The organism is Acinetobacter sp. ANC5681, from assembly GCF_023488045.1.
In the GTDB taxonomy this organism is placed as follows: domain Bacteria; phylum Pseudomonadota; class Gammaproteobacteria; order Pseudomonadales; family Moraxellaceae; genus Acinetobacter.
In genome coordinates, this window is record NZ_JAMFKZ010000029.1 from 1 (window position 1) to 26,794 (window position 26,794).

Sequence of the window (26,794 nt, forward strand, 5' to 3'; positions counted from 1 at the left end):
CAAATCAAATGCAGAAGACTTTTATCGGTTAGCTGCCTAGAATCTCCCAAGTGAAAGTCTCCTGCTAATTCAGCACACATCAAAAAGATTATTAACCCTAATAAATAATGATAAAAATTTTGCTATTTTTTATTTAGCTACTACTCAAAACCATATATCCAATTTAAGGAAAATTCGATTAGAAATAAATATTTTTTTGTCTGGAGATTACAATTACAAGTGTGATCTCTACCAGAAACTCCCTTCGCTTCAAAATAAAGAATTTTTTAAAAACCCCATCATTCAGGCTAATAAAGAAATTATTTTAAATTTTAGTAAACATAAACTTATATCCCTACCTTTAGAATTTATTAATGACTTAAAAGTAATAATAGAATATTATGATGAAATACAAAAAATATCACATATCATTATCAATAAAAAGATATCAAATAAGACCTTTATTGAATGGCTATACAATTACCTTGATAAAAAAACACAGTTTCCTTATATACCAATCACCTTAGAAGAAAAAAAAGAACTAGTGCTTTTACAATTAAACTTTTGGTTTTTTATTGATTCAAAAGCATATTCTAAGGTTTTAGAAAAAATACAAAGCACATGGAATAAAAGAAACTTTGACAAAAGACCAGTAGAAAACAGGAAAAAAATCGAAAAAAAGAATGAAACACCTAAACAGTCAAAAATACCCGTCTCAACACTCCAACCTAAAATTGTTGATGATGTTGATAACTATATATCCTAATATTAACGAAAATAGGTATGAAATTTGGCTTTCTTTATTACGCTATGATCTTTAAAGCTTACACTGAAAGTACAGATCATTACTCATTGTTCGTATCCTATGGAGTACTAAATCATTCGACTCAATCCAAAGTTTGATGAGGGGTAGGTTGAGGGGTAAACACATAGATAAAAAATAAGCCCTTGTAAAAACAAGGGCTTATTTAAATATTTGGCGGAAGCGGTGAGATTCGAACTCTACAAAAATAACATTAATAGATTCTATTAAATTCTAATTCATTATTTTTCAATAAATTATAATACGTTAGAATCTATTAGGCTTTAACGTTTGTGCCAAATTTTGTGTCAAAATCCTTAATAAAAAATCATCGTTCTGAACCTAGCCAAAATAATGGACAGCACGTCCCTCTAAAGATAACGTAACTTTAATCTTTGGAGACTCAAGAAATGGCTAAACGTTTTAGTCCTGAATTTAAACAGCAAGCGATTGATTATGCACTTTCAAACTCCCACGAAGCTATAGCTGCAATCGCCCAGAAATTAGGTGTGGGTTATTCAACCTTAGACAAATGGATTCGTGAAGCCAATCCAGTGGGTTCAAGCAAACGTCAACTTTCACCAGAACAACAGCGGATCGTGGAATTAGAGAAAGAAGTCAAACAGCTCAAGGAAGCCAATGACATCTTAAAAAAAGCGCATGTGTACTTTCTGACAGATCATGCCAAGAAAAGTACACGGTAATTCAAGATCTGGATGTGAATGAAGTCACTGTATCTTCTGCCTGTAAATGCCTGGGTGTCAGCACTTCAGGCTATTATGCCTGGCGAAAACGCCAGGCCAATCCAGCGCAGAAATATAATGATTTAAAAGCCGTATATTGGCAGCATCATGCACGATTGGGTGCACCTTCATTGGTACATGACATGCATGATTTAGGTTACAGCATGAACGAACGAACCGTTGGAAGAATGCTTAAAAAGCTTGGTTTACGTAGCAGGATTGCACGTAAATACAAGCATACGACTGATTCAAACCATCGTTTGCCTACAGCGCCTAACTTGTTGGATCGTCAATTTACGGTCAATGAACCCAATAAGATCTGGACAACGGATATTACCTATATCCGTACTAAGCAAGGTTGGCTGTATTTATGTGTGATGCTGGATCTATTCAGCCGTCGTATTGTCGGTTGGCAAACTAGCCATCGAATAGACCGTCAATTGGTGTGTGATGCGTTTCATTATGCAATGGCTCGTCAGGGGTATCCAATGGGGGTGCATTCGGACCAAGGCTCACAGTACTGTAGTCGTGATTTTAGGGCGCTATTATTGACGAATAACTGCGTTCAAAGTATGTCACGCAGGGGAAACTGTTGGGATAATGCAGTGACCGAAAGCTTCTTTCATACATCGAAAGGTCATGTGGTCCATGGCAGTGTGTTTGCCACTCGAAAAGAAGCGAATATTGTCTTGTTTGACTATATTGAGATTTATTACAATCGGGTCAGAAGGCATTCCGCAAACGGCTGGTTAAGCCCAGAAGCCTTTGAACAGAAATATTTTAAGAATTTAGAGGGATTTGTTGTCCACGATACTGTCTAGGATCAAGGCGGTGATCTATGACTTCCAGGATAGCCGTTCTGGCCAGCATGCTGAAGAGTTCCTGAAAGACTGGCAGGGTCATCTGGTTTGTGATGATTACAGTGGTTATAAAGCACGCTTTAAATCAGGCCCGGTCATTGAGGTGGGCTGCATGGCACATGCACGTCGTAAATTCCATGAACTGCATGTAACTGGGAAAAGTCAGGTTGCTGAACAGGCATTAGTGCTGATTCAGAAACTGTATGCGATAGAAGCCGAACTCAGGAAAAAGACCGATGGTACAGCAGAACATCGCCGCGAATATCGGCAAAAGTATAGTCAACCGGTGATGCAACAACTGTATGAATGGCTCAACCAACATTATCTGACGGTGCCATCGAGTTCTCCAACTGCCAAGGCGATCAATTACAGCCTAAAACGTTGGCAGGCACTCTGCCGCTATCTGGATGATGGCAATTTGCCTATAGATATGAGCAGCATTGCTGCGCAAGGGATTGAGAACTAAATGCGCCCCTGGGCCTTGGGACGTAAGAACTGGCTGTTTGCTGGCTCGCTGCGCAGCGGTCAGCGAGCGGCGAATATCATGACTTTAATCCAGTCAGCAAAGCTGAATGGCTTGGATCCGTATGCCTATTTAAGTGATGTGCTGCAAAGACTGCCGACACACAAAGTCACCCAAATTGAAGAATTGCTGCCACACCGCTGGAAACCTGAACCGAATTAAAAATTGGTATGGGATTCAGCGGACGCATGCGATGAAATCGATTGTAAGCAGTTTGCAAAGGACAGAGCTCTTGAGGAATATCATGCCATGTCGCACCCGTACATAGCTTCCATAAGATAGCTTCTATGATATTTTTACTGTTTTTTTGAGCAGAAATAACCATGTAATCGTATAGTATATTGAATTTACTACTAAATATTATCGGCAAGAAGAGTACGAGCAATTGAAAAATATAGAAATGAAAAGAGCTTAAAGGAGAATTTATGGCGCCCACGGAATAAAATTAACTTTCAATACGATATTGGAAGGTATTTTTAACATTTGACACACTGGTCGGTTTGCCATCGACTAATCTCGGCTGATACTTAAAATTAAGTGCAGCCTGAATCGAAGGTCGTACAAACATCGGGTGACAATCGCCTTGTGCTTTTGGATTTTCTACCCGTCCTTTTTCGTTCACGCTATACACCACCGTACAATCCCCCTCAAGTTTACGATCCAAAGCTTGTTCAGGATAGGCTGGTGCTATTTTTGTAACAGGTTGATAATTTTTAACATCAAATGTTTCAGGATGAGTTTGTGCTTTAGGTTCTACTGATTTCTGGGTCTTGGTCTGAGTTGGTATATCCGCTTGAGACTGCGTATCTACTGTTTTCTGAGATTCAGCTGCTGCCGTTTGCTTTTCTGTCATGACTTGCTGTGTCGGTTTAGCCGCTGTAGGTACAATTTTGTTGCTCTGTGATTCTACAAACTTCTTGGTGGTTTTCGGTTGAACTTCAGCAGGTTTCACAATCTGTTTTTTTGGGACAGGCTCATGTAGCAGTTTTTCTTCGACTATCAGTTCAGGCTTTTTAGGTTGTGGTTGCTGTTTGGCAGGAGGTGGTATTTGCACAAATTGTAATTGAATGGTTTTCGGCTTGGGTTCCGCCAATGTTTCATGCATCTCAACCGTACATAACCATGCAATTAGCGCAATATGCAATCCAGCCGTGACCGAAAGCGCTAGACCTTGATCACGAAACCTAATTTTGGAAACGGTTGTCATCATGATTGTGGTTCCTCTGTCACTAGCCCCAAGTTCGTTACCCCACTTTTTTGCAAGGATGCTATGGCCTGTGCAACCAGTTGATAATCGGCATCCTGATCGGCACGCACATAAAACTGTAGGCTTTTATCTTTTTGAATAATCGGAACGAGCTTTTGTTGCATACTGGCTAAATCAATGGCCTGATCCGTAACTTTCTCAGTATTCACTTCCGAACCAATATTCCAGTAATACTGACCATTGGCTTGAATAGATAAGGTCACAATACGCTGCTGTTGTGACGCGGGCATGACATTGGCATCCACTTTAGGCAAATCAATTTGAATGCCTTGTGTCAACATCGGTGCAGTCACCATAAAAATCACCAATAGCACCAACATGACATCAATATAAGGAACCACATTCATTTCAGCATTGGGTTTTAATTTTTGAGGACGCTTAATCATGGCTGTTGCTCCTTAACGCGAAGCGCGCTCAGTGTGCCCCAACAAACGATAAATACGCGTTTGCAACTCATTGGCAAAACCGTAATAACGACTGGAAAGCTTGTCAGCACGTGCCGAAAAGCGGTTATACGCCACGACCGCAGGAATAGCGGCAAATAAACCAATGGCTGTTGCAATCAGCGCTTCTGCAATCCCAGGCGCAACTGTATTTAGGGTTGCCTGTTCAACGGCAGACAGTCCAATAAACGCATTCATAATGCCCCAGACCGTTCCAAATAAGCCTATATACGGGCTGACTGAACCGACTGTTGCAAGAAAGGTCAGATTTTGCTGAAGCTTTTCTTCTTCTTCACTGATGCTGCTGAGCAAACGACGTTCTACCCCATCAATCACATCACTTGTAGTGAGTTGCTCATCTTTGATCAATTGATGGTATTCATCCACCCCATGTTGAAAAATGCTGACTACGCCTTTCTGTTGTTCAGGCTGTTGGTAATCTTGCTGTAAAAGATTGAGATCTTTTTGCTGTCTAAAATTCTTTAAAAAGCGGTTCCAAAGCTGCTCTTGTCCACGAAGTAACATACCCTGACGCACGATTAAATACCAACTTACTACTGAGGATAAAACCAAAATCAACATCACTACTTTCACCAACACACTGGCATGGCTAATCAACATCCAAACCGACATTTGATCCATTGTTGCTTGCATAACGCACTCCAATTTTTTACTGCATGGTGCAGTACATGTATATTTTTAAAATGGGCTGTGACTCTTTGCCCCAGCCTATGTACTAAAGCGCTATTTAGTCCAAATGCAGGGCTTGAGCGATTTTTTCCCACGGCACATATTTAAAGTTCTGATTGGTTTCAGGCATCCGTTTACGTCCATCTTGCACCACCAACATGCCTTGCTTCCATTTGCCACCAAAATCTAGGGAACTCACATCTAGTCCATCTGTTTCAGACACAGCGTCAATGCCTTTGTCGGTATTGATGCCTATACGAAATGCGCCACGAACCATGTAAGGTGCAGCGGCATCAAGTACCACAAAGCTGTCATTGCCTTGGCTTGAAACCACCAAATAACTTTGGTTTTTGCCGTGATAAAGTCCCATCCCCTCAATGTCATCATGCATCACCTCTCCTACACCAATCACCTGCTGCATAGGAAGCTGAGTTTTTCGGTTGAGATCTTTTACCCACACCGCGACATCTTCTTCACCCAAGAAAATACGCCCTGTGATATCGTCTACGACACAGCCTTCCGGTTGTGTTTTCACTGAAAAACGTTGTACTTCTTCAGCCCGTAATTTTTGTTGTGCAGCCGTAATATGGTATTGAACAAAAGTCCCGTTTTTATCGTTGGGAATGGCATAAATTTCCCCTTGAGCGTCGCGGTACATGCAAATGCCATAAATATCATCCAATGTGGTTGCTAACTCGCCAAGCACAGAAACCTTGCCCGTTTTGGGTTGAATCGCAAAGAGATGCAGGCTGTTATGATCTCGGTTCGATGCCACCGCCAAATCGACTGTCTGATTGCCCCATTTAAAACCGTGGCGTACATCGACATTATTCAATCGCCCTACTGGCAAGTACTGCACAGTTTTGCCCTGTAAGTCGTTAACCTGTAGACCACCTTGTTTATCTGTCGCTAAAATACGGGACTGACTCGGCTGTGCAGCGTTATGCCAAATCGCAGGATCATCAGCCGCGTCACCTGTACTTGGCACACCCTCCGTCTGCACTTCTGCTGGAATAGTGATGATATTTTGGGTTTTGATCTGGGGGTGAGTTTCCCATTCCACATCTGTCACTTTCACGGTTTTATCATCTAAAATCAGCAAGGATTTATCGGTTAAATTACCTTGAACACTCAAAGTCTCTGCTTCTTTCACCGTGTCTAGTTGTAAGGGTGGCTGTGCTTTCCATTGCTTATTTTGCTTTTGATAACGATAAAGCAAAGGTTTTTCTGCATCGAGTACAGCAATATGATCATCTACAATCGCAATTGCAGAGGGTGAACCTTGAATCGAACCGAAAGGTTGCACAAGATCCACTGGTTGACGCACCATATCTGCTTCAGAATGAGCTGGATATGCCCAAACGCCAACGCTGGCTTCATTAATGAACAGTTCTGCTGTGGCATCATTCACTTTGCATACACTGCTGGCAGGTGGAAAACTAAGACGACGTACCAACTGTGGTTGAACCAAAGCCTTTTCATGCTGAGCCACCAACCATTGCTCACCAAGCCCCTCTTCACCCACTAAAAAAGCAAAACTCAGCCCTTGAGCATCGGTATATAGGCAAACATCTTCAGACTTAAATGAACGCTTTGGAATGAAGCTAGGTTTGTCCCATGCTTTATTTTTTAAGTTCATGCTCATCAGTTGAATTTGCTGTTGTTGCACATTTGACGCAGCAATCAATAAACGCTCCGAACCAATCCGATAATCAAAACGCCCAAACTGACCTTGAATTTGATGTAGTACATTTTGTTGATCATCTAAAATTTGTAGCCCTTTATTTTTACTGCTCAACAGTGCGGCAACTTCAGGCCATGCACTCAAGGTTAACCATTGCACATCCTCAGTTTTCGCCCCATTCATGTCGACTTCACGTAATTGCAACTTCGCTGCCATGGGCTGATCTATTGGTATTTCAACTGGGCTTAACAACTGGCTACTCTGCGTAGGCTGAGGCATACTGTGTTGACTACATGCTGCTAGTAACAGTAAGCAACTGCTTAAAGCAGACAATTTAAAAGATGAAAATTTCATAGAGACACTCAAAATTGGGCAAGGAAACTCAGGTCTGCTTCTGCTGAGCAAACCTGAGAACTAAATTTAATTCGACTTAAAAGTGGGTGTAGGTCAGTGCAAGTTTGTATGCTGGGCCATATTCTTCATATTGAGCGTTATAAGCCTTAGAGCCTGCATAGTTGTAATAAGTTTCATCGGTGATGTTTTGCACATCAAACTTCAATTGTAAGTTTTTAGATAAATTCACATGACTACTGAAATCAAGGAAGATTTGATCATCGGTATAAATGTCTTTTTCTGGCGTGTCGATATCACCTAATGCATACAAATAGTTCGATTTATAATTTGCTGAAAGTCGTACACCAAAGCGCTCATTTTCCCAACCAATCATGGCATTCGCCACCACATCCGACTGGTTTGGTAAATGAATACGACGGCTCAGAAGTTCGCCATCTTTCATCGAATCAATATCTGCTTCTGACTTACTAAAGGTCGTATTAAAGCCCAGCAAGAAACCATTCCAAGGCGCTCCTAGATGGTCAAACTTTTGTGAGTAGGCAAACTCCATCCCGTACAGTTTTGCTTCATTACCATTTTTATAGGTAATAGCTTCATCAAAGTCAGCCCATTGCCCTGTTCCTGCAATATTGGTGTTATAAATAAAGTTATCGATATCTTTATAAAATGCGTAGAAACCCACCATACTGGCTTTGCCAAAATACTTTTCTACACCCAGATCAAAGTTAGAAGACTCTAAAGGCTTTAACATTGGGTTACCAAACTCAGCTTCATCACCATCGATATAGACACCTGGTGCACTTTGCGCAAAGCTTGGACGGACCACACTATTGGTCCAAGCGGCACGGAGGTATGCGTTATCGGCCAATTGATAACGCAAATGTAAACTCGGCAACCAATGATCATAGTCATTTTCATATTTAGTCGCAGTAATCACATCATCATTGAACTCAAAACCACGTGCTTCAAAGTTGGTATTTTCATAACGTAAGCCTGCAATCACACGCAGTTGATCCAAATCAACGGTATTCATGACATAAGCCGCTTGTATGTCTTCATTCGACTTAAAGTCATTAATGATTGAACCGTCAGCAACCACATAATCATTTGGATTTAATCCACTGATTTTATCTTTAATAGCGTTTTTATTAATGGTTGGACCAAACTGACCCAGTTCATAATGGCTGTTTGAATTGAAATCTGAACTTGACGTACTGAGATCTTCATATTTCCATTCATCGGTATTGTTGGTTTTTTCACGTTGACTGATTTTTCCGCCGAACTTCAATGCAGCAGCATAATTCCCCAGCATATAGTCTTTCAAAAAGTCTAATTTACCGTTGTATTCTTTATCGGTGGTTTTAGATTTTTCCCACGACACCGAATCTAACTCATAGTTGGCCGCATCATAAAAATCTTGGTCTGCCGTAATTACAGGTTTTTGCGTACTATTAAATCCAACATTACTAAAATCACCTTGGTATTTTGCCCCCGAAATTCCCCCTGGATTTTCCTCCGATGCTTCGCTATAACCGAGCTGACCTTCCACCGTCCACGTGCCAAAACCTTGCTTACCACCGAGGACAAAAGACTGTATTTCTTGTGTTTCTTCACGGCTCTTCAGTGAACGAGTCACTTCTGCATCACCACGCTGGCCTGCAAGTTGTGGATCAGAAAATTCAGCCGCCACTTCCTGACGTGATTCAGTGTCTTTAAAGCGACTATATAAAGTTCTTAAATAGTATTCGCCTGTGTCATTCGGACGGTAATCAAAGTTTAAACCCGCACCAATGCGCTCACGCTCGATGTCATATTGACGCATTGCGGTTTCTTCAAGTGCGTCACCATCCCAAGCCCCACCCGTTTCAACATTGTCCGAGCCAAATTTTCGGTTTTGATAACTCAGTGCCAGTGCCACCCCAAGGTTGTCTTGCCCCTCACCAACACTGAAACGATTACTGATAGCACCAGATGCTTTAGGGCTATATTTTTCCCGTTTTTCATCATAACCACCTTCAATCGTTCCCGTATAAAACAAACCGTCATGGTCAAAAGCCGATAAACTTTCAACCTGCACCGTACCACCTAATGAGTTGGCATCCATGTCTGGTGTCAGCGTTTTCACCACAGCCAATGACTGTACTAGCTCTGAAGGTAAGACATCCAATGCTACGCCACGGCGATCGCTTTCAGGCGCGGGAACCAAAGTACCATTGATGGTTACTGCATTTAAGTCAGCGCCTAAACCACGAACGGAAACAAAACGTCCTTCGCCTTGGTCACGCTCTGTAGATACACCTGGTATCCGTTGCAACGCTTCTGCGGCATTGTCATCGGGTAATTGTCCAATGCCATCGGCATGTACCACACTGCTGATTTGGTCGGCACGTTTTTGTTCTTTGAGTGCTTTATCCATACTTGCAGCTTGACCAATGACCTGTACATATTCCACCGTGTTATCTTCGGCATGTAGATGCGTCATGCTCAGCATTGACAGGACCAGTGTGCTGAGCTGAAAACCCGCACGCTTATGTTTCATGAAACGGCTCTGATTATTTTGCATTATGTTTTTCCCCTCAAGCCAAAGTGGCATGGTTTGAACGCACAATAGAAATTGAATGTGAACATGATGTGACAGTGCCTTTTACGATCTGTCCTTTTTATTTGTTTTTGGCCTTTTTCAGCAAAAAATGAGCTAATTTGATCTGTATAGAGAAAATACTGAGCATACAGAATGATGCATATTCACCTCAAAGATAGGGTTTTTCAGCATTTTTACTCTCAAAAATCAAAAATACCCTGATCTATTTTGACCCTAGCCATTGCCATCAAACTGTCATCTAAATCTGTTTAGCTTGGGCGAAAATAAATCATTTCAAAAAATGCTATGCCTAAATACTTTGCTTACTACCGCTGGCCTTTATTATGTGTAGCGACTGCCTGTAGCTTATCCCTTTGGTTGTTTATCTTACTTGGGCAGAGCAAGTCATTTGCTGAATGGAACTGGGTCGATATTTTAGGTGAAGGGGGAGCAACTGTTTTTATTGGTATTTGGATTTTCTTTATTATTAAAAGCCGTCCTTTGGGCCGTGTAACCAACTATATCTTTTATGGACTGTGTTTTATTTTTTTCCACATGTGGATGGACAGCTTAGATGAGTTTATTCGCCTGCCTAAAGAAATCATGTGGGATGCATGGCTTGAGTCCATTCCTTTTCCAATTGGACTGTATCTATTTACCATCGGGATTTATTTTTGGCATCAAGAAGAACAGGCAATTTCTAAACACATGCAAAAACGAGAACGTATTTATCGGGATCATCGCTTATTCGATGCACTCACCCCTTTGGCCGATGCTCATTATTTTAAAACACAGCTCAAAGCCGCAATCGAGCAAAACTTGCATGAACCCAGCGACATGTCCGTCATACTGCTAGATATGCATAATTTTAATCAGATTAATCAAACACATGGCTTTGATGAAGGCACATCTATTTTACAGCATGTTTCACAATTGATTAGCTTAAACTTACGACCACAAGACCTGCTCTGCCGCTTCGCAGGAGATCGTTTTATTATGTTGTTACCAGAGACTAAGCTACAACAGGCTGAAAAAATGGCTGCTCAACTTGAACGCATGCTTATGGTCAGTGCTTATTATCAACGTGATCTGTCCGTGCACATTCCTCTAAAAGCACTCACGACCTGCTGCGCTGTCGGACAATACCAAACTGCCCAACAACTCTTGAGTGCCTTAAATCAGCAATTGCTCCAAGTGAAGCAGTACTACTCACCGAAGCGAGTCATGGTATGAGCTTTGAATGCGACTACAGCTACATTCCTGCGCATCATCAATTGTCTATTTTAATTGATTTGGCAGCGAGTCATGAAGTCGAACATCACGTCCTGCTCAGTGGCAGCAGTATTTTCTTAGAAGATATCTTTTCGGGGCAAAAACTAATTAGTCAACAACAGTTACAACAGGTTTTAACAAATGCTGAGCAGTGTTTTCGCAATCAGGACATCAGTTTTTTATTTGGTCAACGCAGCCTAACCACCCCCTTTAATGACGCCATTAAATCCATGCTTTATGCATCGACCTTCGATGAGGCACTTAGCCGTTATTTAACATTTTCCGCGTCCGTTTCACCTTGGTTATGCCCTCGACTCATGTACAGTCAAAGCCATATTCATATTTATTGGTTAGATGAAAACAAGCTTGAAAATCGCTTTTTAATCGAAAGCGCAATGAGTGCAGTACAAGCGTTTAGCCGTCAACTGTACCAAGCCAAATTAGCGTGGAAATTCGAGTTTAATTTTTCTGAACCGGATTATATTGAACAATATTGGACACATTTAGGCAGTGCTTTAGAGTTTAATCGCCCGATCAACATGATGAGCCTACCTCGCGATTTGATTTATGAAAAACTTCCCAATGCCTCTTCGACCTTAGCTGCAATCAGTTATCAATATGCGCTGAAAGAAATGACAGCTCAAAATATTCAACAGAGTTTTTTGCTCAGTTTGCACCAATATTTAATGCAGAATATTCAAAATAATATTCAACTTGAACAAACCGCTGACTATTTTCAAATGAGTTCTGCCACCTTAAAACGTAAACTGAAAAAGCATCAGACCCATTTTCAGGCGCAACTCGATCAAAGTCGTTTGCATACTGCCATCATTTTATATCGTGTACATGGTTTTAAAACTGAACAGATTTCTCAGTATTTACAAATTAACGATGCCACTAATTTTCGACGTGCGTTTAAGCGGTGGAGTGGTTTAACCGTACAAGCGGCACAGTCCTAAGCGCTTATTTTTCCCAAAAAAATCACGGGTATTTCTATTGTAACGTCGAAATTAAAAGTCAAAAACTCATCGGCTAATCACTAAAGTCCGCATAGTCACGTTCGCTGTATTTTTCTGTTTGTGTCCAAGGTGTAGCAACTTGTTGGCCAATTTTGCGCACGGTAAAGGTTTTGGCATAGCCCGACGTCGGCTTGAGCAGTTCATATTTTTGAACCAGTTGATCCTGTTCATTCCATATAATATTCAACGTTTGCCCAGCACTGCGTATTTGATAATGCGCTAACTTCGAATCACGTTGAATCAATTGTGCTCGCTTTAAAATATCAGGATGAATCAAACTATATTCACAGCGCCAACAGTTTTTCAGCCCTAGCATTTCTTGATCAACATCCTGCAATTGCACCCGCATTTTTTCATCTGGCAAAATATAAAAACGCTGAAAAGGACTCACTACATTTACTTGCTCGACTACATCTTTGCGCTGCATCCACTGAATTGCATGGTCAAAACTTACATGCTCATGGGTTTCTGTTTTGGCAGACACTTGAGTGTTGCTATGTGTCTGGGCTTTGTCAGCATGCGTTTGAGTGTTTAAACGTTCAATCCAAATATTTTGCGCATCTCGAATCATTTTCTCACTGTATTTTTGGATGGTCGTAACCCCATTGGTATCCAACCGTTCAATCTGATAATCAATACGATATTCATCTGCCGACCATACCCATGGACTGAGCAGACTGAAAGACAATGCTAAGAACTTCATTTTGAATTTGAACGGCCGTATTAATCTTGTATCCATTAGACCTCTTTCATAAATCATTTTTTACTCAGTTCCAAATTATAGATCCCAGCAATTAGATTGAACCTCAATCCCAATCTTTTTCCTCGATTGCGATATCGCTCAGCAAGGATTTTGAAGGTTTTCAAACTGCCAAATACATGCTCAATGCCAATTCTTCTTTTGTTAATTTCTCGATTGTAAAGCTTTAGCTCAGGATCTAGTTTGCAGCGTTTTTTTGCTTTTAATGGCAATAGGCTATTTCGATACACTGTGTAAATCCCTTGATAACCCTTATCTGCAAGTATAAAGGCACTTGCAGGAATCTGATTCAAATTGCGTTTGAAAAGTTCGAAATCATGTACAGCACCACGACTTGTGCATAAACTCAGAATTTGCTGAGTTTTATAATGAACAATGGCTTGAACTTTGAAAGTATGTGCCTTCTTCTTACCACTATAGCTTTTCTTCTGTTTTTTTAGGCCTTTGTATTGGAATTTCTGTGGCATCTACGATCACCACATTCCAGTCAATACCTTCGCCTTCAGGCAAATGCTTTGGTAAATTAAATAAATTGGACTTGATGAGGCAGTCCTCTACATGGTGTACGATTCTTGAAGCAGTGGGCTCTGACACGCCATAACTTGTTGCGACATGGAATAATGTTCGGTATTCACGCCAATAGCTTAAGCATAAGAGAATCTGATCTTCTAGGCTTAATTTAGATGGTCTACCTTTGGCAGGAACATGCATTTTCAATTGCTCAACCATTAAATTAAAGGTTGACCATGAGATGCCGGTATATCGCTTAAACTGTGTTTCAGAAAGCTTCTTTGAATAGATGTATTTCATTCAAAGATTATGCCTGAATGTTTAAGATTCTTCGGTACAAATAATCAGCAATAGATAGGTCGTTTTTTGATTTATGAAAGAGATCTATTAAAATCCAAACGCCTTTTTCAATTGCTCAAATACCCATGTATTTTCTTGTGTGCCTTTGAATAGATTTGAATTCTTTCCTTCAGCAAACAGCATCACATCTCCGCCGCCATGTGTTTCGCTTTTCGTCAGTTGTACCCCGACTTCTTGTTTATAGTCGTCAGCAAAGGCTTGCTCGTTGCTAATACTGTCACGAATATCTAAACGTTTACCCGTACCATTTCCAAAAACAAGCGTCGTTCCTGTTGCCCCATTTACATCGCGGTATGGATTATGTACTTGGCCATCAGCCAGCACTTTGCTATAAGCATTTTGCTCTTTTGCAATATTATAGTCATAGCTCAGCCCCAAAATACCTGGATTAGTTTCCGTCGTTTGACCCGTTCGTGCGGCATAACCATTAAAGGTCATCACATGGTCATGGTCTGCCGTCACAACAATCAAGGTATTGCTCAAATCCACTTTATCCAGTGCAGTTTGAATTGCATCATTAAATGCCTTGGTTTCCTGCAATGCCCGTTTGGCATTATTGGCATGTAGCGCATGGTCAATACGCCCACCCTCAACCATCAAGAAATAGCCTTGTCCATGACTCTGTGCTTGCAGTGCATCAATCGCTTTACTGGTCATCGCCGCCAGACTCGGTTCAGTCTCTATATTCTTCTTAAGTCGGTCCAAATCAAAATTTAAATGCGACTGTGTGGAGAATACGCCGAAAATTTTCTGAGTATTGACCGTCTGTGCCAAATCACTTTGGCTTAAAACGGTTTGATAACCCTGCTGTTTAAACTCTGCCAATAAATCACGACCATCCAAGCGCCCTTTGGGGTTAGAGACTGCATCATAAGGCGTCCAATGATTTAAGCCGCCTCCCATAAGGACATTAATGCCATCCAATAAGTTTGGATTATAGGCTTTACCTTTTGGAACAGCTTGAAGCGCTATATCGTATTGCGCATCACGGTGACAGATATGTGCATAGGTTGCCGCAGGTGTGGCATGGGTGAGTTCGGTCGTCGTCACTACGCCAACCGCTTTACCCTGCTTTTTTGCCAGTTCTAAAATACTTAACGCAGGCATCCCTGCGACCATACTACTGCCCTGTTCTGGACAACGGTTGATGGCTTTCGCTAAGCTTTTGCCATTCGGCAATTTTCCTTCTTCAGGTTCGACCGCAACCGTTCCTGTTGTCATGGCAATCACTTCATTTTTATTTTTCTGCCCAGTCATATAGGCGCCCATAGAGGGAGCGCTATCTGTGGTTTGACCATCCTCAGAATAGGTTTTAATCCGTGCTGCGTGCTTCATGCGGTCCATGGCCAGTTTGCCATTTTCCCCCACAGCATAAATACGACTTGCCGTCACTGTGGTTGGTCCCATGCCATCGCCTAAAAAGAATATAACGCTTTTCGTCGGTGTAACTGTGGTGTCCGCAGCATACAAAGCACTTGAAGAAATCGACGCTGTAAGCAGAAGCATCATATATGGGATGGTTTTTAAAGTAGGTTTCATGTGATATCCCTCTGCTATAAGCCTGTGATCTTACGAATGAGGTGATTGACCTCAATATTTTCAAGGCTACCTGAGAACTGATCGGCTCCCTGACCAATCGCACCTAAAAACACATCTGCACCGCCATGTGTTTCTTTATCTTTATAGCCCGTTTGAATCACAGCTTCTTGTTGGAAATCATCCGCAGCAGTGCCCGTACACCAACCCGTTTCAGCCAAAGGATAGGTGAAACTATATTTTTCACCTTGTGGTGCCTTTGGCCCTTGTACAGGATGACAGACATCAGTGTCTTTTAAGTTCAGTACCAAGTCATCCATACGGTTTTGAGTGGGGCGTTTTTTGCCCGTACCAAAACCGATAATCGGATAAGGTTGACCATGAATATCTTGAGCAAAGCCCGCTTGATCATAGTTTTTTACCAATCCAAGCACACTGGTTTCCTTACCTTCGACGTATTTTCCTGTACGCTTGGCATAACCATTTAAAACCAAGGTGTGATCATGGTCGGCTGTGATTACAATCAGTGTATTTTTAAGTTCAGGATCACTTTGTTTAAGCTTTTGAATGGTTGCTTCTAAAGCATCATTTAAGGCAATCGTGTCTTGTAAAGCACGTTTGGCATTGGTGTCATGCAGCGCATGATCTATACGCCCGCCCTCCACCATCAAGAAAAAACCTTTTTTATTTTGCGTCAGGATGTCTAAAGCAGACAGCGTCATTTGCTTTAGACTCGGCTCTGCCAAGTTTTTCTTGGTGCGATCCAAGTCGTAATTTAAATGGCTGTGATTAAATAAACCCAATAATTTTTCATTTTTCGCCAGTTGCACTTGGGACAGTTGGTTTTCATCAAAAACCACGCGGTAGCCTGCCTTTTGCATCTCGGTAATTAGATTGCGCCCATCAGTACGTTCTCCACCTGAATCTTTAGGCAAAAATTGACGCTTACCTCCACCTAAAACCACATCGACTCCATCTTTGAGTTTGATGTTATAGTGTTGATAATCATCGCCTTTTGAACTCGGGACCAACTGTGATGCAATGTCATTTTCAGCATCACGGTGGCATATATGCGCATAAGTCGATGCTGGTGTGGCATGCGTGATCCGCGTTGTGGTCACAACCCCTGTCCCCCAACCCTTCGCTTTGGCTAATTCAAGTAAAGTTTGTGTGTTTTGCTTATTTTTATTTTGTGGGTTAGTCCCGCACTGGTTATTCCCTACTGAATCAGGTTCAACTGCAATCGTGCCTGTCTGCATCGAGATCACCTCATTTTTCATCTTCACACCGGTCATGTATGCACCCATCGAAGGTGCGCTGTCCGTGACTTGTGCATCTTCAGAAAAGGTACGAACAAAAGCAGACTCAGGCAGCCGATCAATCGCCAACTGACCATCTTCACCAACAGCATAAATACGTGAAGCGGTAAGCGTGGTAATGCCCATACCATCACCCAAGAAAAACACTACACGTTTCGGTTGTTGGACTTTTTGTTGTTTGAGTAGTTGTACTGTATGAGTTGGTTGAGCTTGCATTAAATCACTACTTTGACAAGCGGAGAGAAATAAAGCACTCAAACTTATATATGCCACACTGATTGTTTTTAATTGGAATTTTTCAAGAAAACCGAGCATTGCATCAACCCATCTAAAGATGGCTGAAACATACGCCGCAGATATTTAAATAAGATGACATTTAACTACTTTTTCATTTACTTGCTAAAATAGTTCAATCAGCTTCCATATACTTTCTATATTTGACTGAAAATACTGTCTGAAACATATTTAATAAAATTGATCAAACCAATGCATAAATAAAAAATCAAAGAAAATGGCTTAGGCTATATTGATCCAGAACAAAAACGCGTGATCACGACACATGGTTTCCGTTCAACATTCCGTGACTGGTCGGCAGATAAGACTGATTACCCTAGAGAAGTTTGTGAGCATGTTCTTGCCCACAAACTTCCTGATGAAGTAGAAGCTGCTTACCTACGTGGAGCTTATTTAGAGAAACGTAAAGGACTAATGAAGGATTGGGCTAAGTTTTGTATCTAAAAATAACTAGATTAAAGTATTACCAACCAAAACCAACGCCTACACCACCCGAACTTTCTTCCTTGGTAAATGCGCCACCAATGGTGAGTGAGGTATTATCATTAATAATCCGTTGATAGCCAATTGACACCGCCTGTTCCTGTCCCTGAAAGCCAGCACCCACACCGACACGATTTTGTCCTTTGACACTGGCAGCACTACTTGACATATTCATCATCGCAGCAGTCATGGCACCTTGGCGGTTAAAACGTTCATCCACTTTATGGAAGCGCTGTTCTGTTTCCATACGATAATCATTGAATGCGCTGTTTAAGGCATTTACACGCTCATTGGTATAGTTATTGGTCGATTTTTCTGCTGCTTTTAGCTGTTGATAGTTCACTGCATCGGTATCTTCAACGGCATCCGCCACATGGATGATTTGGCGTTCTTTGCCTTTTGCTCCAACTGATACCGTATTGTCACGATCCGATGCAGAATCATTACCCAATACCACTGCATTTTTGGCTTGAGTATCGACATTATTGCCCAGCACAAAGGTATTATCACCCGTGACTTTATTGTCATTACCCACAACATAACTACCGTTTCCAGATACCGTGTTTGGATCGCCAAAGGCACCAGAACCATTACCTGAAACCTGATTACCCACACCTACAGCAGTTGAGCGATGACCTGTCACTACGGTATTTGTTCCAATTGCAACCGAGTTTTCACCTGTTGCCGAAGCAGCTTGGGCATCAGTTACTCCATTCACCTGAACAAACTGGTTACTGGCTATAATTTGAGTTTGCACATCTGCGATTTTGCCATCGGTATAGCTATTCGCACTGGAAAGTGTCGATGCCGTTTGCTGGTCGGTATAATCTTTTGCACCACTTAAAGAAGATGCCGCTTTTTGATCTGTGTAGCTTTTTGCATCATTAAGTACAGATGCAGTTTGTTGATCAGTATAGGCTTTGCCATCGGCAGCTTTCTGGTCAGCATAATTTTTCGCATTGTTTAGTGTCGATGCAGTTTGCTGATCTGTGTAGGCTTTACCATCAACCGCCTTTTGGTCTGCATAGCTTTTTGCATCATTTAAGGTTGATGTGGTTTTCTGGTCTGTATAGCCTTTTGCATTATTTAATGCAGTGGTTGTTTGTTGATCTGCATAATTTTTTGCATCATTCAAATTAGATACAGCTTGCTGGTCTGTATGTGTTTTTAAATCTGATACAGAGGTTTTAATTGCACCTAATTGTTGATCAACTGCAATGAATGCATCACTCACTGTATTTTTAGCTTTTCCTTGGATTGTAAAAGTTGGATTTGTAAATACACTATTGTTCCATGCCGCACCTCCACCTAATGCCTGAACCAACGCAGTATTAGTCGTATCAACACGTGTATTTAAGGTAGTGACTTCATTGCCAATTCGGGTATCCACACCATCTATACGGGTGTTAATCGTATTTGCGCTGGTTGTAATCGCTGTATTTAAATTACCTACTTCAGTTGTGACTCGTCCATCTAATGCTGTAACACTGGTATTGGTCGCATGTAACTGTTTACCTGTCACTGCATCTTTAGACGTTGCATCTAATGTTGCATCTTGCAAACCTGTAAGTTTCGTACCGTTTGTACCCGCCAAAGTAATTGTGTCTTTGGTTACTGAATCATAGATCACTGCATTTGCTGCAAGATTCCCTGTATTGGTTTTTAACAGTGCAATGTCATTTGTGTTAGTCGTGACTCGTCCATCAATTCCTGAAATTGTGCTGTTCAACGTTCCAACTTCATTGCTAATTCGCGTATTCAGTGTTCCAACTTCTGTACCAATTTTGGTATTTAAGGTAGTCACTTCATTGCCGATTCGGGTATCGACACCATCAATACGGGTATTAATCGTATTTGCGCTGGTTGTAATCGCTGTATTTAAAGTACCAACTTCAGTTGTTAGTCTTCCATCTAAAGTGCTGATTGCATTTTTATTGGTGGTGATTTTGCCATCTAAAGCGGTAACTTCATTTCCAACTCGGGTATCTAAAGCTGCAACTGTCGTATCTACACCATCAATACGGGTATTAATCGTATTGGCGCTGGTTGTAATCGCTGTATTTAAATTACCGACTTCAGTTGTGACTCGTCCATCTAATGCTGTAACACTGGTATTGGTCGCATGTAACTGTTTACCTGTCACTGCATCTTTAGACGTTGAATCTAATGTTGCATCTTGCAGACCTGTAAGTTTCGTACCGTTTGTACCTGCCAAAGTAATTGTGTCTTTGGTTGCTGAATCATAGATCACTGCATTTGCTGCAAGATTCCCTGTATTGGTTTTTAACAGTGCAATGTCATTTGTGTTAGTCGTGACTCGTCCATCAATTCCTGAAATTGTGGTGTTCAACGTTCCAACTTCATTGCTAATTCGGGTATTCAGTGTTCCAACTTCTGTACCAATCTTGGTATTTAAGGTAGTCACTTCATTGCCGATTCGGGTATCCACACCATCAATACGGGTGTTAATCGTATTGGCACTATTGGTAATGGCTGTATTTAAGTTGCCAACTTCTGTACCAAGTTTAGTATCCAGTTTACCAACTTCCACATCGGTATAACCTTTTGCATCAGTTAAGGTATTCGCCAATCCTGTGGTTAATGCAGTTTGATCTGCTTTCGTTGCCAATCCTGTATCAGCATAGGTTTTCGCATCTGCCAATGTACTAGATAGGCCTGTGGTTAATGCAGTTTGATCTGCTTTCGTTGCCAATCCTGTATCAGCATAGGTTTTCGCATCTGCCAATGTGCTAGACAAACCTGTGGTTAATGCTGTTGTCGATGCTTTGCTATCCAAACCCGTTGCTGCATCAGTTACTTTATTATTTAAACTATCAAATGCGGTTTTATCCGCTTTGGCAGCCAAGCCTGTGGTTAAATCAGTTTGTGATGCTTTCGTTGCCAATCCTGTATCTGCATAGGTTTTTGCATCCGCCAATGTGTTAGATAAACCTGTAGTTAATGCAGTTTGATCTGCTTTTAATGCTAAACCATCCGTTAAAGCCGTATTCGTCGCATGTAACTGTTTACCTGTCACTGCATCTTTAGAGTTTGCGTCTAAAGTGGCGTCCTGTAAATTGGTGATTTTTGTACCGCTTGCACCTGCAAGGGTTAAAGTTGCTTTGCTTGTACCTGTGTCGTATAAAACGGTATCGGTATTGCCTGTAAAGTTGCTTAATGCGGTATCGACATAGCCTTTGTTGGCTGCATCTTTGGCATTTACAGCATCTGCAACGTTGGTAATGCGTTTTTCTGCACCACTACGGCCCACTGAAACAGTATTGGCTTCATCAGCCAAAGAGTCAAAACCAATGGCGGTAGCATTTAATGCTGTGGCTTGGCTACCCACACCAAATACGCTACTACGGTTAGCCGTTGCGGTCACACCTGCACCAATAGCAACTGAGCTTACCCCTGTCGCTGCTGCGGTTTCCGATGCGGTTAAACTTGCATCATCAATTTCATTATCAGCATTTTGGTCATACCAACCACCAAAGGCAATTGATCCAGTTCTATTGGCAGTTGCACCTGTACCAAATGCACTACTGACCACACCTGATGCAGTATTTTTTAAACCGACTGCGGTTGCTCCTGCACCAGTTACATTATTGACACTACCAAAGGCATTGGCTGTCCTTCTACTACTATTATCACTAATAAAGGGATTTGTGTTTGATGCACCATGATCTACGGTATTTGTAATACCAAAAGCATTGCTAGCTTGGCTTTTCGCTAGGTTGTTACCACCTACGGCATTACTACCCAAACCTGATGCTTCATTCCTATAACCCACCGCACTGCTATACCAACCCGATGCAATATTCACATAACCCACCGCACTGTTATTACTACCCGATGCGGTATTCATATAACCCACCGCACTGCTATAATAACCCGATGCGTTATTATTAAAACCCACCGCACTGCTAGAAAAACCCGATGCAATATTTGCTGTACCTACTGCACTACTATAAGAACCAACCGCTATATTTCCGCCTTTTTTGGCTGCATTGATAAACGCTGCAACTGCGGTTGGGTTGGCTGCTTTGGTTGTCGTAACACCATTGGCTGTAAAGGAGTCAATATCATCCAGACTTGTGCCTGCGCCCGTTGTAGTAACTGTGATGCCACCGACTGCGGTAATTTTTCCTGATGTGAGTGTAGTTGTATGTGCTGTACCTCTCGCTGAACCTAAAGCCGTTTCGGTTGTAGAACTAGCGTAGTTGTCAGTGGCGACTGTGCCACCTGTTACACTCGCAAATTTAGTATCTACATAACCTTTATTGGCTGCATCCGTCGCTTTGGTTGGGGTTGCAACATTGGTAATCCGTTTTTCTGCGCCTGCACGACCGACTGAAACAGTATTGGCTTCATCAGCCAAAGAGTCAAAACCAATGGCGGTTGAGCGGTTACCCGTTGTAATACCACCCACACCAAATACGCTACTTTCATCGGCTAAAGCAAGATTGCCACCCCAAATCAAATGTTCTAAAAAGGCATTTAGCTCCGTTGCATTTACGGCTGTACCATTGATATGAGTAATATCATTGAGGCTACTTCCTGTAGCAGTGACATTGATGCCATTTACCGAAGTAATCACACCACCTGTTACAAAAGGAGTAAGTGCCTGATTTGGTATTTTCCGTGTACCAACCGCAGCACTGGATTGATTTTGAGTATAGTTCTCCATACCCATTGCAGTAGAATATTGACCTTTAGCAAAGTTTAACGTACCCACCGCACTGCTATAACTACCCGATGCAATATTTGCTGTACCTACTGCACTACTGTAACTACCAACCGCTATATTTCCGCCTTTTTTGGCTGCATTGATAAACGCTGCAACTGCGGTTGGGTTGGCTGCTTTGGTTATTGCGACACCATTGGCTGTAAAGGAGTCAATATCATCCAGACTTGTGCCCGCGCCCGTTGTAGTAACTGTGATGCCACCGACTGCGGTAATTTTTCCTGCCGTGGTTGTCGTTGCATGTGCTGAACCTTTGGCTGAACCTAAAGCGGTATCGGTTGCAGTACGAGCGTAGTTGTCGCTGGCGACTGCGCCACCTGAAACGCCTGCAATCGCTGTATCGAGTTGTTGTTTGTTGACTGCATCTGTGCCTTGCGTACCTGCCTTAACATTGGTAATTTGTTTTTCTGCACCTGCTTTACCAACCGAAATACTGTTGTCTCGGTCAGTTTCAGAGTCGTTACCTAAAGCCGTTGCGCCTGTATGCGTAGCTTTACTGTTACTACCAAATACGCTGCTAGTAAAACCCGATGCTTCGTTTTCATAACCGACTGCACTGCTATTAGAACCCGATGCGGTATTTTGATAACCGACCGCACTGCTCGCATGACCCGATGCTTTATTGCTATTACCTAATGCACTGCCGCCTAAGCCCGATGCCATATTGTCAAAACCGACTGCACTGCTATAACTACCCGATGCTTTATTGTTATAACCTACTGCATTGCTATCACTACCCGATGCGTTATTTAAATAACCTAATGCACTGCTAACAGCACCCGATGCTGTATTATTACGACCGACTGCACTGCTCGCATAACCCGATGCAGCATTCTGATAACCCACCGCATTAGCACCATCGCCTATCGCAAGATTTGCTCCTCTTTGTAGTGCGGCTTTAAAATCATCCACTTGTGTTGTATTTGTGACCGTTACGCCATTGGCAGTAAATGAGATAATGTCATTAATATTGGTTGTACCGCCAGTGGTCTCCACCTCAATACCAGCGACTGTAATTTTTCCTGTGACAGGATCTCTGCTTAATGTGTACGCAGAACCACTCGCTGAACCTAACGCACTGCTATTATCACCCAATGCGGCATTACTAACCCCCACTGCACTGCTCGCATAACCCGATGCTTTATTGTTATGACCGACTGCACTGCTATATATACCCGATGCGGTATTTTGATTACCGACTGCACTGCTATAACGACCCACTGCGTCATTGTAATAACCGACCGCACTGCTATCACTACCCAATGCGATATTGTGATAACCGACCGCACTGCTACGAGCACCCGATGCGATATTATCACGACCACAAGCAAAAGCGGACGACCCTTCTGCTGTGCTGCTTAAACTGCCATCACAAACATTCCCCGCCCAAACATGACTTCCTGTAATTGTTGCAATGCTGAGTACCAAACTTTTGAATACAAATGGTTTAAAGACAAGAACCTCGTTTTTGCCTTGTTCATCACACTGAACATTGCTTAGGCTATTTTGTTGTATACCTGTCGTGTTATCGGTCTTGCCTGCACTTTTGGCATTCTCCGAAACAACAATCATACGCCCCAGTGATTTATTCCAGATTTTTTTAAAGATGTGATTCATATCTGTACCAGATTTTTTTGACTATTAGGTACAATTACAAAGCATTACATACGAAGTTGTATATCACTGAAAACTGGTATTTTGACGAATGGTAATTATTTTTAAACAAAGATTATATAGGTAATCACTAAAATTTTATGGGAAATAAATACGCTCAAAATGACAAATTTTGTCAAAATAAAACCTAAAATACCAAATTACAGTGATAGCCAAAACCCTGTATTGTGCCTATGCTAGAAACTGGGAATCACTTTTTAAGTCTTATTATGGTTCATCTCTCTCAAACTGAGTTGATCTTGCCTGTACCTGTCTTTATTCTGGAAGACGATGCCGTCATGCAACAGCGTTTAAAAAGAATACTGTTAGAAATTGGCTATGCAGAAGACGCCCTTATTTTTGCCCAGACCTTATCTGAGGCAATAGACATGCTTAAACAGTACCCAATTTCCTTTTCATTGGTTGACCTCGGTTTACCCGATGGCAATGGTATTGATTTTATAGAAAATTTAAGACAGACCGATGAGGTCTCACCTGTTTTGGTCATCTCGGCATGGAGTACGCAGGAAACTATTTTAAAAGCGATACAGGCGGGTGCAACGGGTTATCTTTTAAAAGAACGGGATGATTTCGAAATCATGTTATCAATTCGTAGTATATTACGTGGTGGAGCACCCATTGACCCATTTATTGCCCAACAAATTTTGTCAAAAATTCCATTTGAACAAAAAGTAAAAGATGTGGCGATGGCAGAACAAAATAATTTACTCTCAACTCGGGAATTTGAAATTCTACAACTAGTTGCTCAGGGAATGACCAACCGAGAAATCGCCGATTTTCTTCATTTATCAAAATATACAATCGAATGTCATATCAAGCATATTTACCGAAAGCTGTCGGTCAGCAGCAGATCCAAAGCCATCAATACCGCACGTTCATTAGGTATTTTATAAAATATCTGTGCCTATGCTGGCTCGTTATTCTGGCGCAAAGTTCCTTTGCAAAATCTTCCGCATCTGAGCAAGTCAATTGCACTGCAAACATTCAGTCAATCCAAATGGCAAAAGCCACTGGGCAAGATGGTATTCAACGTCCTGAAACAGGTTGGCAAAATGTAAAATTGCCCGATCATTGGGATCAGCGTAAGTTCTACTATACGGGCAGTACATGGTACAAAATCGTGTGGGATTATCAGTGTCCAACCACAACAAAAAAACCAATCACCATTGTGATTAGCTATATCAATATGGCTGGTCAGGTTTTCATTAATGATGACCTGTTATGGCAAGATCAATCCTTAGTTGAACCACTTTCCCGTAGCTGGAATATGCCTCGTTACTGGAGTTTACCCTCCTCTATCCTTAAACAGGGTGAAAATATTGTCTGGGTACGTGTCGTCGGAGTTAAGACGCAGAATTCAGGTTTAGGTCAGGTTTTATTAGGTGATGCAACTGAGGTGATGCCTAAGTTTCAGGTCTTTTGGAATCAACAACGTGTCTTAATGTTCCTGAACTTAATTTCCTCACTCACTTTGGGTCTTGTTGCCTTTTTAGTCTGGATTTTTCATCGTAAAGACCAACTTTTTGGCTGGTTTACCTTGGTAACGCTCATGTGGAGCATGGTGGTGTTTAATAGCGTTATGCTAGAAGCACCTTTCGGTTTAACCACATTACAAATCGCTCGTATCAGTATCACCTGCTTTTTTGCTTATAGCCTATTTTCCTGTTTTTACGCATGGCGTTTGGCACAACGCAAATTTCCACGTTTAGAAAAAATTTTATTGTTGATGCTATTCATTGCGATTGGCATGGCCATACTGTTACCTGATACCGCGCTATACAATTTTATCTCGGGTACTTTTTTCCTTGGCTTATTGGTTCTATTAATAAATTTTATCAGTTATCAATGGATTGCCTATCGTTCCAAATTATTGGAAGCTTATTTACTGGCATTTGTATTTCTCTTTTTTATTATCGTGAGTATTCATGATGTGTTGTTTTTAATAAAAGGGATAAGTCATTTCATGTTAATGCCTTATACCGCACCTTTAACCACATTATTCATTGCGATTATTTTGGCATTACGTTTAGCCAAAAATTTAAGAGAAATTGAAAACTTTAACCAGACACTCAAACAAAATATTCTTGAAGCCCAAAATGAGTTGACACTTTCACTCAATACCCAACATCAACTTGAACTGGACAATGCCAAACTACAGGAACGTTTACAGCTTGCCCATGATTTACATGACGGTTTGGGGGGTTCCCTCGTCCGATCAATGGTCACAGTCGATCAAAGCCAGGCCAATCTCAGCAATCAACAGTTTTTATCCATGCTCAAAATACTAAGGGACGACTTGCGGCAGGTGATTGACAGTGGTTCAAGTACAGGTGCCAAAGTGCCTGACACACCCATTTTATGGGGAGCGCCTTTAAGGCATCGTTTCACTCAACTGTTTGATGAGCTGGACATCACAACAAAATGGTCTTTTCCTGAATCATGGCAAAAACAGCCAACTCCGCTGGTGTGTTTAACATTGCTTCGAGTCGCAGAAGAAGCCCTGACCAATATCCTGAAACATAGTCAGGCAACATCGGTAAAATGCGCCCTGTCTTTCTCCAATGGGCAACTGGTACTGGACATTGAAGACAATGGCATTGGCTTTGATGTAGAAGCTGTTAAAAATGCAGGAATGAGTGTTGGGCTAAGAAGTATGCAAACACGTCTGGAGCGGCTGGGTGGACATCTTACGGTTCAATCCGAGGCTGGAAGAACCTGTTTAAAGGCCTGCTTGCCTGTTTAGCTTCTATTTTCATTACTTGCAAACTTTTTCCGAGAAAGAGCACTACTAATTCCATAATTTGAAAAATGGGTAATCCCCCCTAAAAATAAAAGGATGTAAAAGTAGAATTTTCTCTTAAGATCAAAGCAGGAGATTCTGCATGAAAACATCT

18 protein-coding genes and 2 pseudogenes are annotated in these 26,794 nt (G+C 41.6%); 8 read left to right on the top strand and 12 right to left on the bottom strand.

Going from position 1 to position 26,794, the window contains the following annotated elements:
• Positions 1–196 precede the first annotated feature (196 nt).
• The 3 genes and pseudogenes from M5121_RS13225 to tnpC form a co-directional block, all read left to right on the top strand.
• A complete protein-coding gene (locus M5121_RS13225) occupies positions 197–745 on the top strand; it encodes a hypothetical protein (RefSeq protein ID WP_249571404.1) in 549 nt (182 codons plus the stop codon).
• A 446-nt stretch (positions 746–1,191) separates the two neighbouring features.
• Positions 1,192–2,345 (top strand): IS3 family transposase gene (locus tag M5121_RS13230; protein WP_249571405.1). Its coding sequence is split into 2 segments (ribosomal slippage): positions 1,192–1,426 and positions 1,426–2,345, totalling 1,155 coding nucleotides; the frame shifts between segments, so codons are not numbered across the junction.
• 4 nt (positions 2,346–2,349) lie between these two features.
• Positions 2,350–3,069 (top strand): annotated as a pseudogene (gene tnpC / locus M5121_RS13235) (IS66 family transposase); the annotation flags it as partial.
• On the opposite strand, the gene M5121_RS16020 reads toward tnpC, so the two are convergent.
• The 6 genes from M5121_RS16020 to M5121_RS13260 form a co-directional block, all read right to left on the bottom strand.
• A complete protein-coding gene (locus M5121_RS16020) occupies positions 3,017–3,232 on the bottom strand; it encodes a transposase (protein WP_153569930.1) in 216 nt (71 codons plus the stop codon). The pseudogene tnpC and the gene M5121_RS16020 sit on opposite strands and share 53 nt — an antisense overlap.
• Before the next feature lie 120 nt (positions 3,233–3,352).
• A complete protein-coding gene (locus M5121_RS13240; protein ID WP_171501449.1) occupies positions 3,353–4,117 on the bottom strand; it encodes an energy transducer TonB in 765 nt (254 codons plus the stop codon).
• Positions 4,114–4,560, bottom strand: coding sequence for a protein TolR (tolR, locus tag M5121_RS13245; protein WP_153569929.1), 447 nt, complete (start codon positions 4,558–4,560; stop codon positions 4,114–4,116). Before tolR ends, M5121_RS13240 begins: the two co-directional genes overlap by 4 nt.
• 12 nt (positions 4,561–4,572) lie before the next feature.
• Positions 4,573–5,271 carry a protein TolQ gene (gene tolQ, locus M5121_RS13250; RefSeq protein ID WP_249571406.1) on the bottom strand — a complete coding sequence of 233 codons (699 nt, stop codon included), beginning with the start codon at positions 5,269–5,271 and terminating at the stop codon, positions 4,573–4,575.
• 94 nt (positions 5,272–5,365) lie between these two features.
• Positions 5,366–7,345 (bottom strand): phytase, encoded by a 1,980-nt coding sequence (locus tag M5121_RS13255; protein WP_249571407.1) that lies wholly within the window; start codon positions 7,343–7,345, stop codon positions 5,366–5,368.
• Between the two features lie 76 nt (positions 7,346–7,421).
• Positions 7,422–9,908: a TonB-dependent receptor gene (locus M5121_RS13260; protein WP_249571408.1), complete on the bottom strand. Its 2,487-nt coding sequence runs from the start codon at positions 9,906–9,908 to the stop codon at positions 7,422–7,424.
• Between the two features lie 324 nt (positions 9,909–10,232).
• On the opposite strand from M5121_RS13260, the gene M5121_RS13265 reads away from it, so the two are divergent.
• Both M5121_RS13265 and M5121_RS13270 read left to right on the top strand, forming a co-directional pair.
• Complete coding sequence (locus tag M5121_RS13265) at positions 10,233–11,159, top strand: diguanylate cyclase domain-containing protein (RefSeq protein WP_163141003.1); 927 nt, start codon at positions 10,233–10,235, stop codon at positions 11,157–11,159.
• Positions 11,156–12,157: a helix-turn-helix transcriptional regulator gene (locus M5121_RS13270; RefSeq protein ID WP_249571409.1), complete on the top strand. Its 1,002-nt coding sequence runs from the start codon at positions 11,156–11,158 to the stop codon at positions 12,155–12,157. The genes M5121_RS13265 and M5121_RS13270 overlap by 4 nt, the downstream gene beginning before the upstream one ends.
• A gap of 73 nt (positions 12,158–12,230) precedes the next feature.
• On the opposite strand, the gene M5121_RS13275 is transcribed toward M5121_RS13270, so the two are convergent.
• The 5 genes from M5121_RS13275 to M5121_RS13295 all read right to left on the bottom strand — a co-directional run bounded on the left by M5121_RS13275 (position 12,231) and on the right by M5121_RS13295 (position 17,017).
• On the bottom strand, positions 12,231–12,956 hold the full coding sequence (locus M5121_RS13275; protein WP_249571410.1) for a hypothetical protein: 726 nt from the start codon (positions 12,954–12,956) through the stop codon (positions 12,231–12,233).
• Between the two features lie 17 nt (positions 12,957–12,973).
• On the bottom strand, positions 12,974–13,444 hold the full coding sequence (locus M5121_RS13280; protein WP_005399975.1) for an IS5/IS1182 family transposase: 471 nt from the start codon (positions 13,442–13,444) through the stop codon (positions 12,974–12,976).
• Complete coding sequence (locus M5121_RS13285) at positions 13,392–13,787, bottom strand: transposase family protein (RefSeq protein ID WP_039889777.1); 396 nt, start codon at positions 13,785–13,787, stop codon at positions 13,392–13,394. The genes M5121_RS13280 and M5121_RS13285 overlap by 53 nt, the downstream gene beginning before the upstream one ends.
• A gap of 87 nt (positions 13,788–13,874) precedes the next feature.
• Positions 13,875–15,386: an alkaline phosphatase gene (locus M5121_RS13290; protein WP_249571411.1), complete on the bottom strand. Its 1,512-nt coding sequence runs from the start codon at positions 15,384–15,386 to the stop codon at positions 13,875–13,877.
• A gap of 14 nt (positions 15,387–15,400) precedes the next feature.
• Entirely contained in the window at positions 15,401–17,017 is a 1,617-nt protein-coding gene (locus M5121_RS13295) for an alkaline phosphatase (protein ID WP_249571412.1), read from the bottom strand.
• Between the two features lie 150 nt (positions 17,018–17,167).
• On the opposite strand from M5121_RS13295, the pseudogene M5121_RS13300 reads away from it, so the two are divergent.
• Positions 17,168–17,440: pseudogene (locus M5121_RS13300) on the top strand (tyrosine-type recombinase/integrase); the annotation flags it as partial.
• A gap of 19 nt (positions 17,441–17,459) precedes the next feature.
• Here M5121_RS13300 and M5121_RS13305 read toward each other — a convergent pair.
• Positions 17,460–23,843, bottom strand: a complete 6,384-nt coding sequence (locus M5121_RS13305; RefSeq protein WP_249571413.1) for an ESPR-type extended signal peptide-containing protein — start codon at positions 23,841–23,843, stop codon at positions 17,460–17,462.
• A gap of 230 nt (positions 23,844–24,073) precedes the next feature.
• On the opposite strand from M5121_RS13305, the gene M5121_RS13310 reads away from it, so the two are divergent.
• Positions 24,074–24,793: a response regulator transcription factor gene (locus tag M5121_RS13310; RefSeq protein WP_249571414.1), complete on the top strand. Its 720-nt coding sequence runs from the start codon at positions 24,074–24,076 to the stop codon at positions 24,791–24,793.
• Between the two features lie 104 nt (positions 24,794–24,897).
• Positions 24,898–26,643, top strand: a complete 1,746-nt coding sequence (locus M5121_RS13315; RefSeq protein ID WP_249571415.1) for a sensor histidine kinase — start codon at positions 24,898–24,900, stop codon at positions 26,641–26,643.
• Positions 26,644–26,794 lie beyond the last annotated feature (151 nt).

Bases quoted from the DNA above. Each gene is read 5' to 3' on its own strand.
- M5121_RS13315 (WP_249571415.1), top strand. From the start codon at position 24,898: ATGGCAAAAGCCACTGGGCAAGATGGTATTCAACGTCCTGAAACAGGT.
- M5121_RS13285 (WP_039889777.1), bottom strand. From the start codon at position 13,787: ATGAAATACATCTATTCAAAGAAGCTTTCTGAAACACAGTTTAAGCGA.
- tolR (WP_153569929.1), bottom strand. From the start codon at position 4,560: ATGATTAAGCGTCCTCAAAAATTAAAACCCAATGCTGAAATGAATGTG.
- M5121_RS13310 (WP_249571414.1), top strand. From the start codon at position 24,074: ATGCTAGAAACTGGGAATCACTTTTTAAGTCTTATTATGGTTCATCTC.
- M5121_RS13255 (WP_249571407.1), bottom strand. From the start codon at position 7,345: ATGAAATTTTCATCTTTTAAATTGTCTGCTTTAAGCAGTTGCTTACTG.
- M5121_RS13275 (WP_249571410.1), bottom strand. From the start codon at position 12,956: ATGGATACAAGATTAATACGGCCGTTCAAATTCAAAATGAAGTTCTTA.
- M5121_RS13265 (WP_163141003.1), top strand. From the start codon at position 10,233: ATGCCTAAATACTTTGCTTACTACCGCTGGCCTTTATTATGTGTAGCG.
- M5121_RS13295 (WP_249571412.1), bottom strand. From the start codon at position 17,017: ATGCTCGGTTTTCTTGAAAAATTCCAATTAAAAACAATCAGTGTGGCA.
- M5121_RS13305 (WP_249571413.1), bottom strand. From the start codon at position 23,843: ATGAATCACATCTTTAAAAAAATCTGGAATAAATCACTGGGGCGTATG.
- M5121_RS13270 (WP_249571409.1), top strand. From the start codon at position 11,156: ATGAGCTTTGAATGCGACTACAGCTACATTCCTGCGCATCATCAATTG.
- M5121_RS13260 (WP_249571408.1), bottom strand. From the start codon at position 9,908: ATGCAAAATAATCAGAGCCGTTTCATGAAACATAAGCGTGCGGGTTTT.
- M5121_RS13290 (WP_249571411.1), bottom strand. From the start codon at position 15,386: ATGAAACCTACTTTAAAAACCATCCCATATATGATGCTTCTGCTTACA.
- tolQ (WP_249571406.1), bottom strand. From the start codon at position 5,271: ATGCAAGCAACAATGGATCAAATGTCGGTTTGGATGTTGATTAGCCAT.
- M5121_RS13240 (WP_171501449.1), bottom strand. From the start codon at position 4,117: ATGATGACAACCGTTTCCAAAATTAGGTTTCGTGATCAAGGTCTAGCG.
- M5121_RS13280 (WP_005399975.1), bottom strand. From the start codon at position 13,444: ATGCCACAGAAATTCCAATACAAAGGCCTAAAAAAACAGAAGAAAAGC.
- M5121_RS16020 (WP_153569930.1), bottom strand. From the start codon at position 3,232: ATGGTTATTTCTGCTCAAAAAAACAGTAAAAATATCATAGAAGCTATC.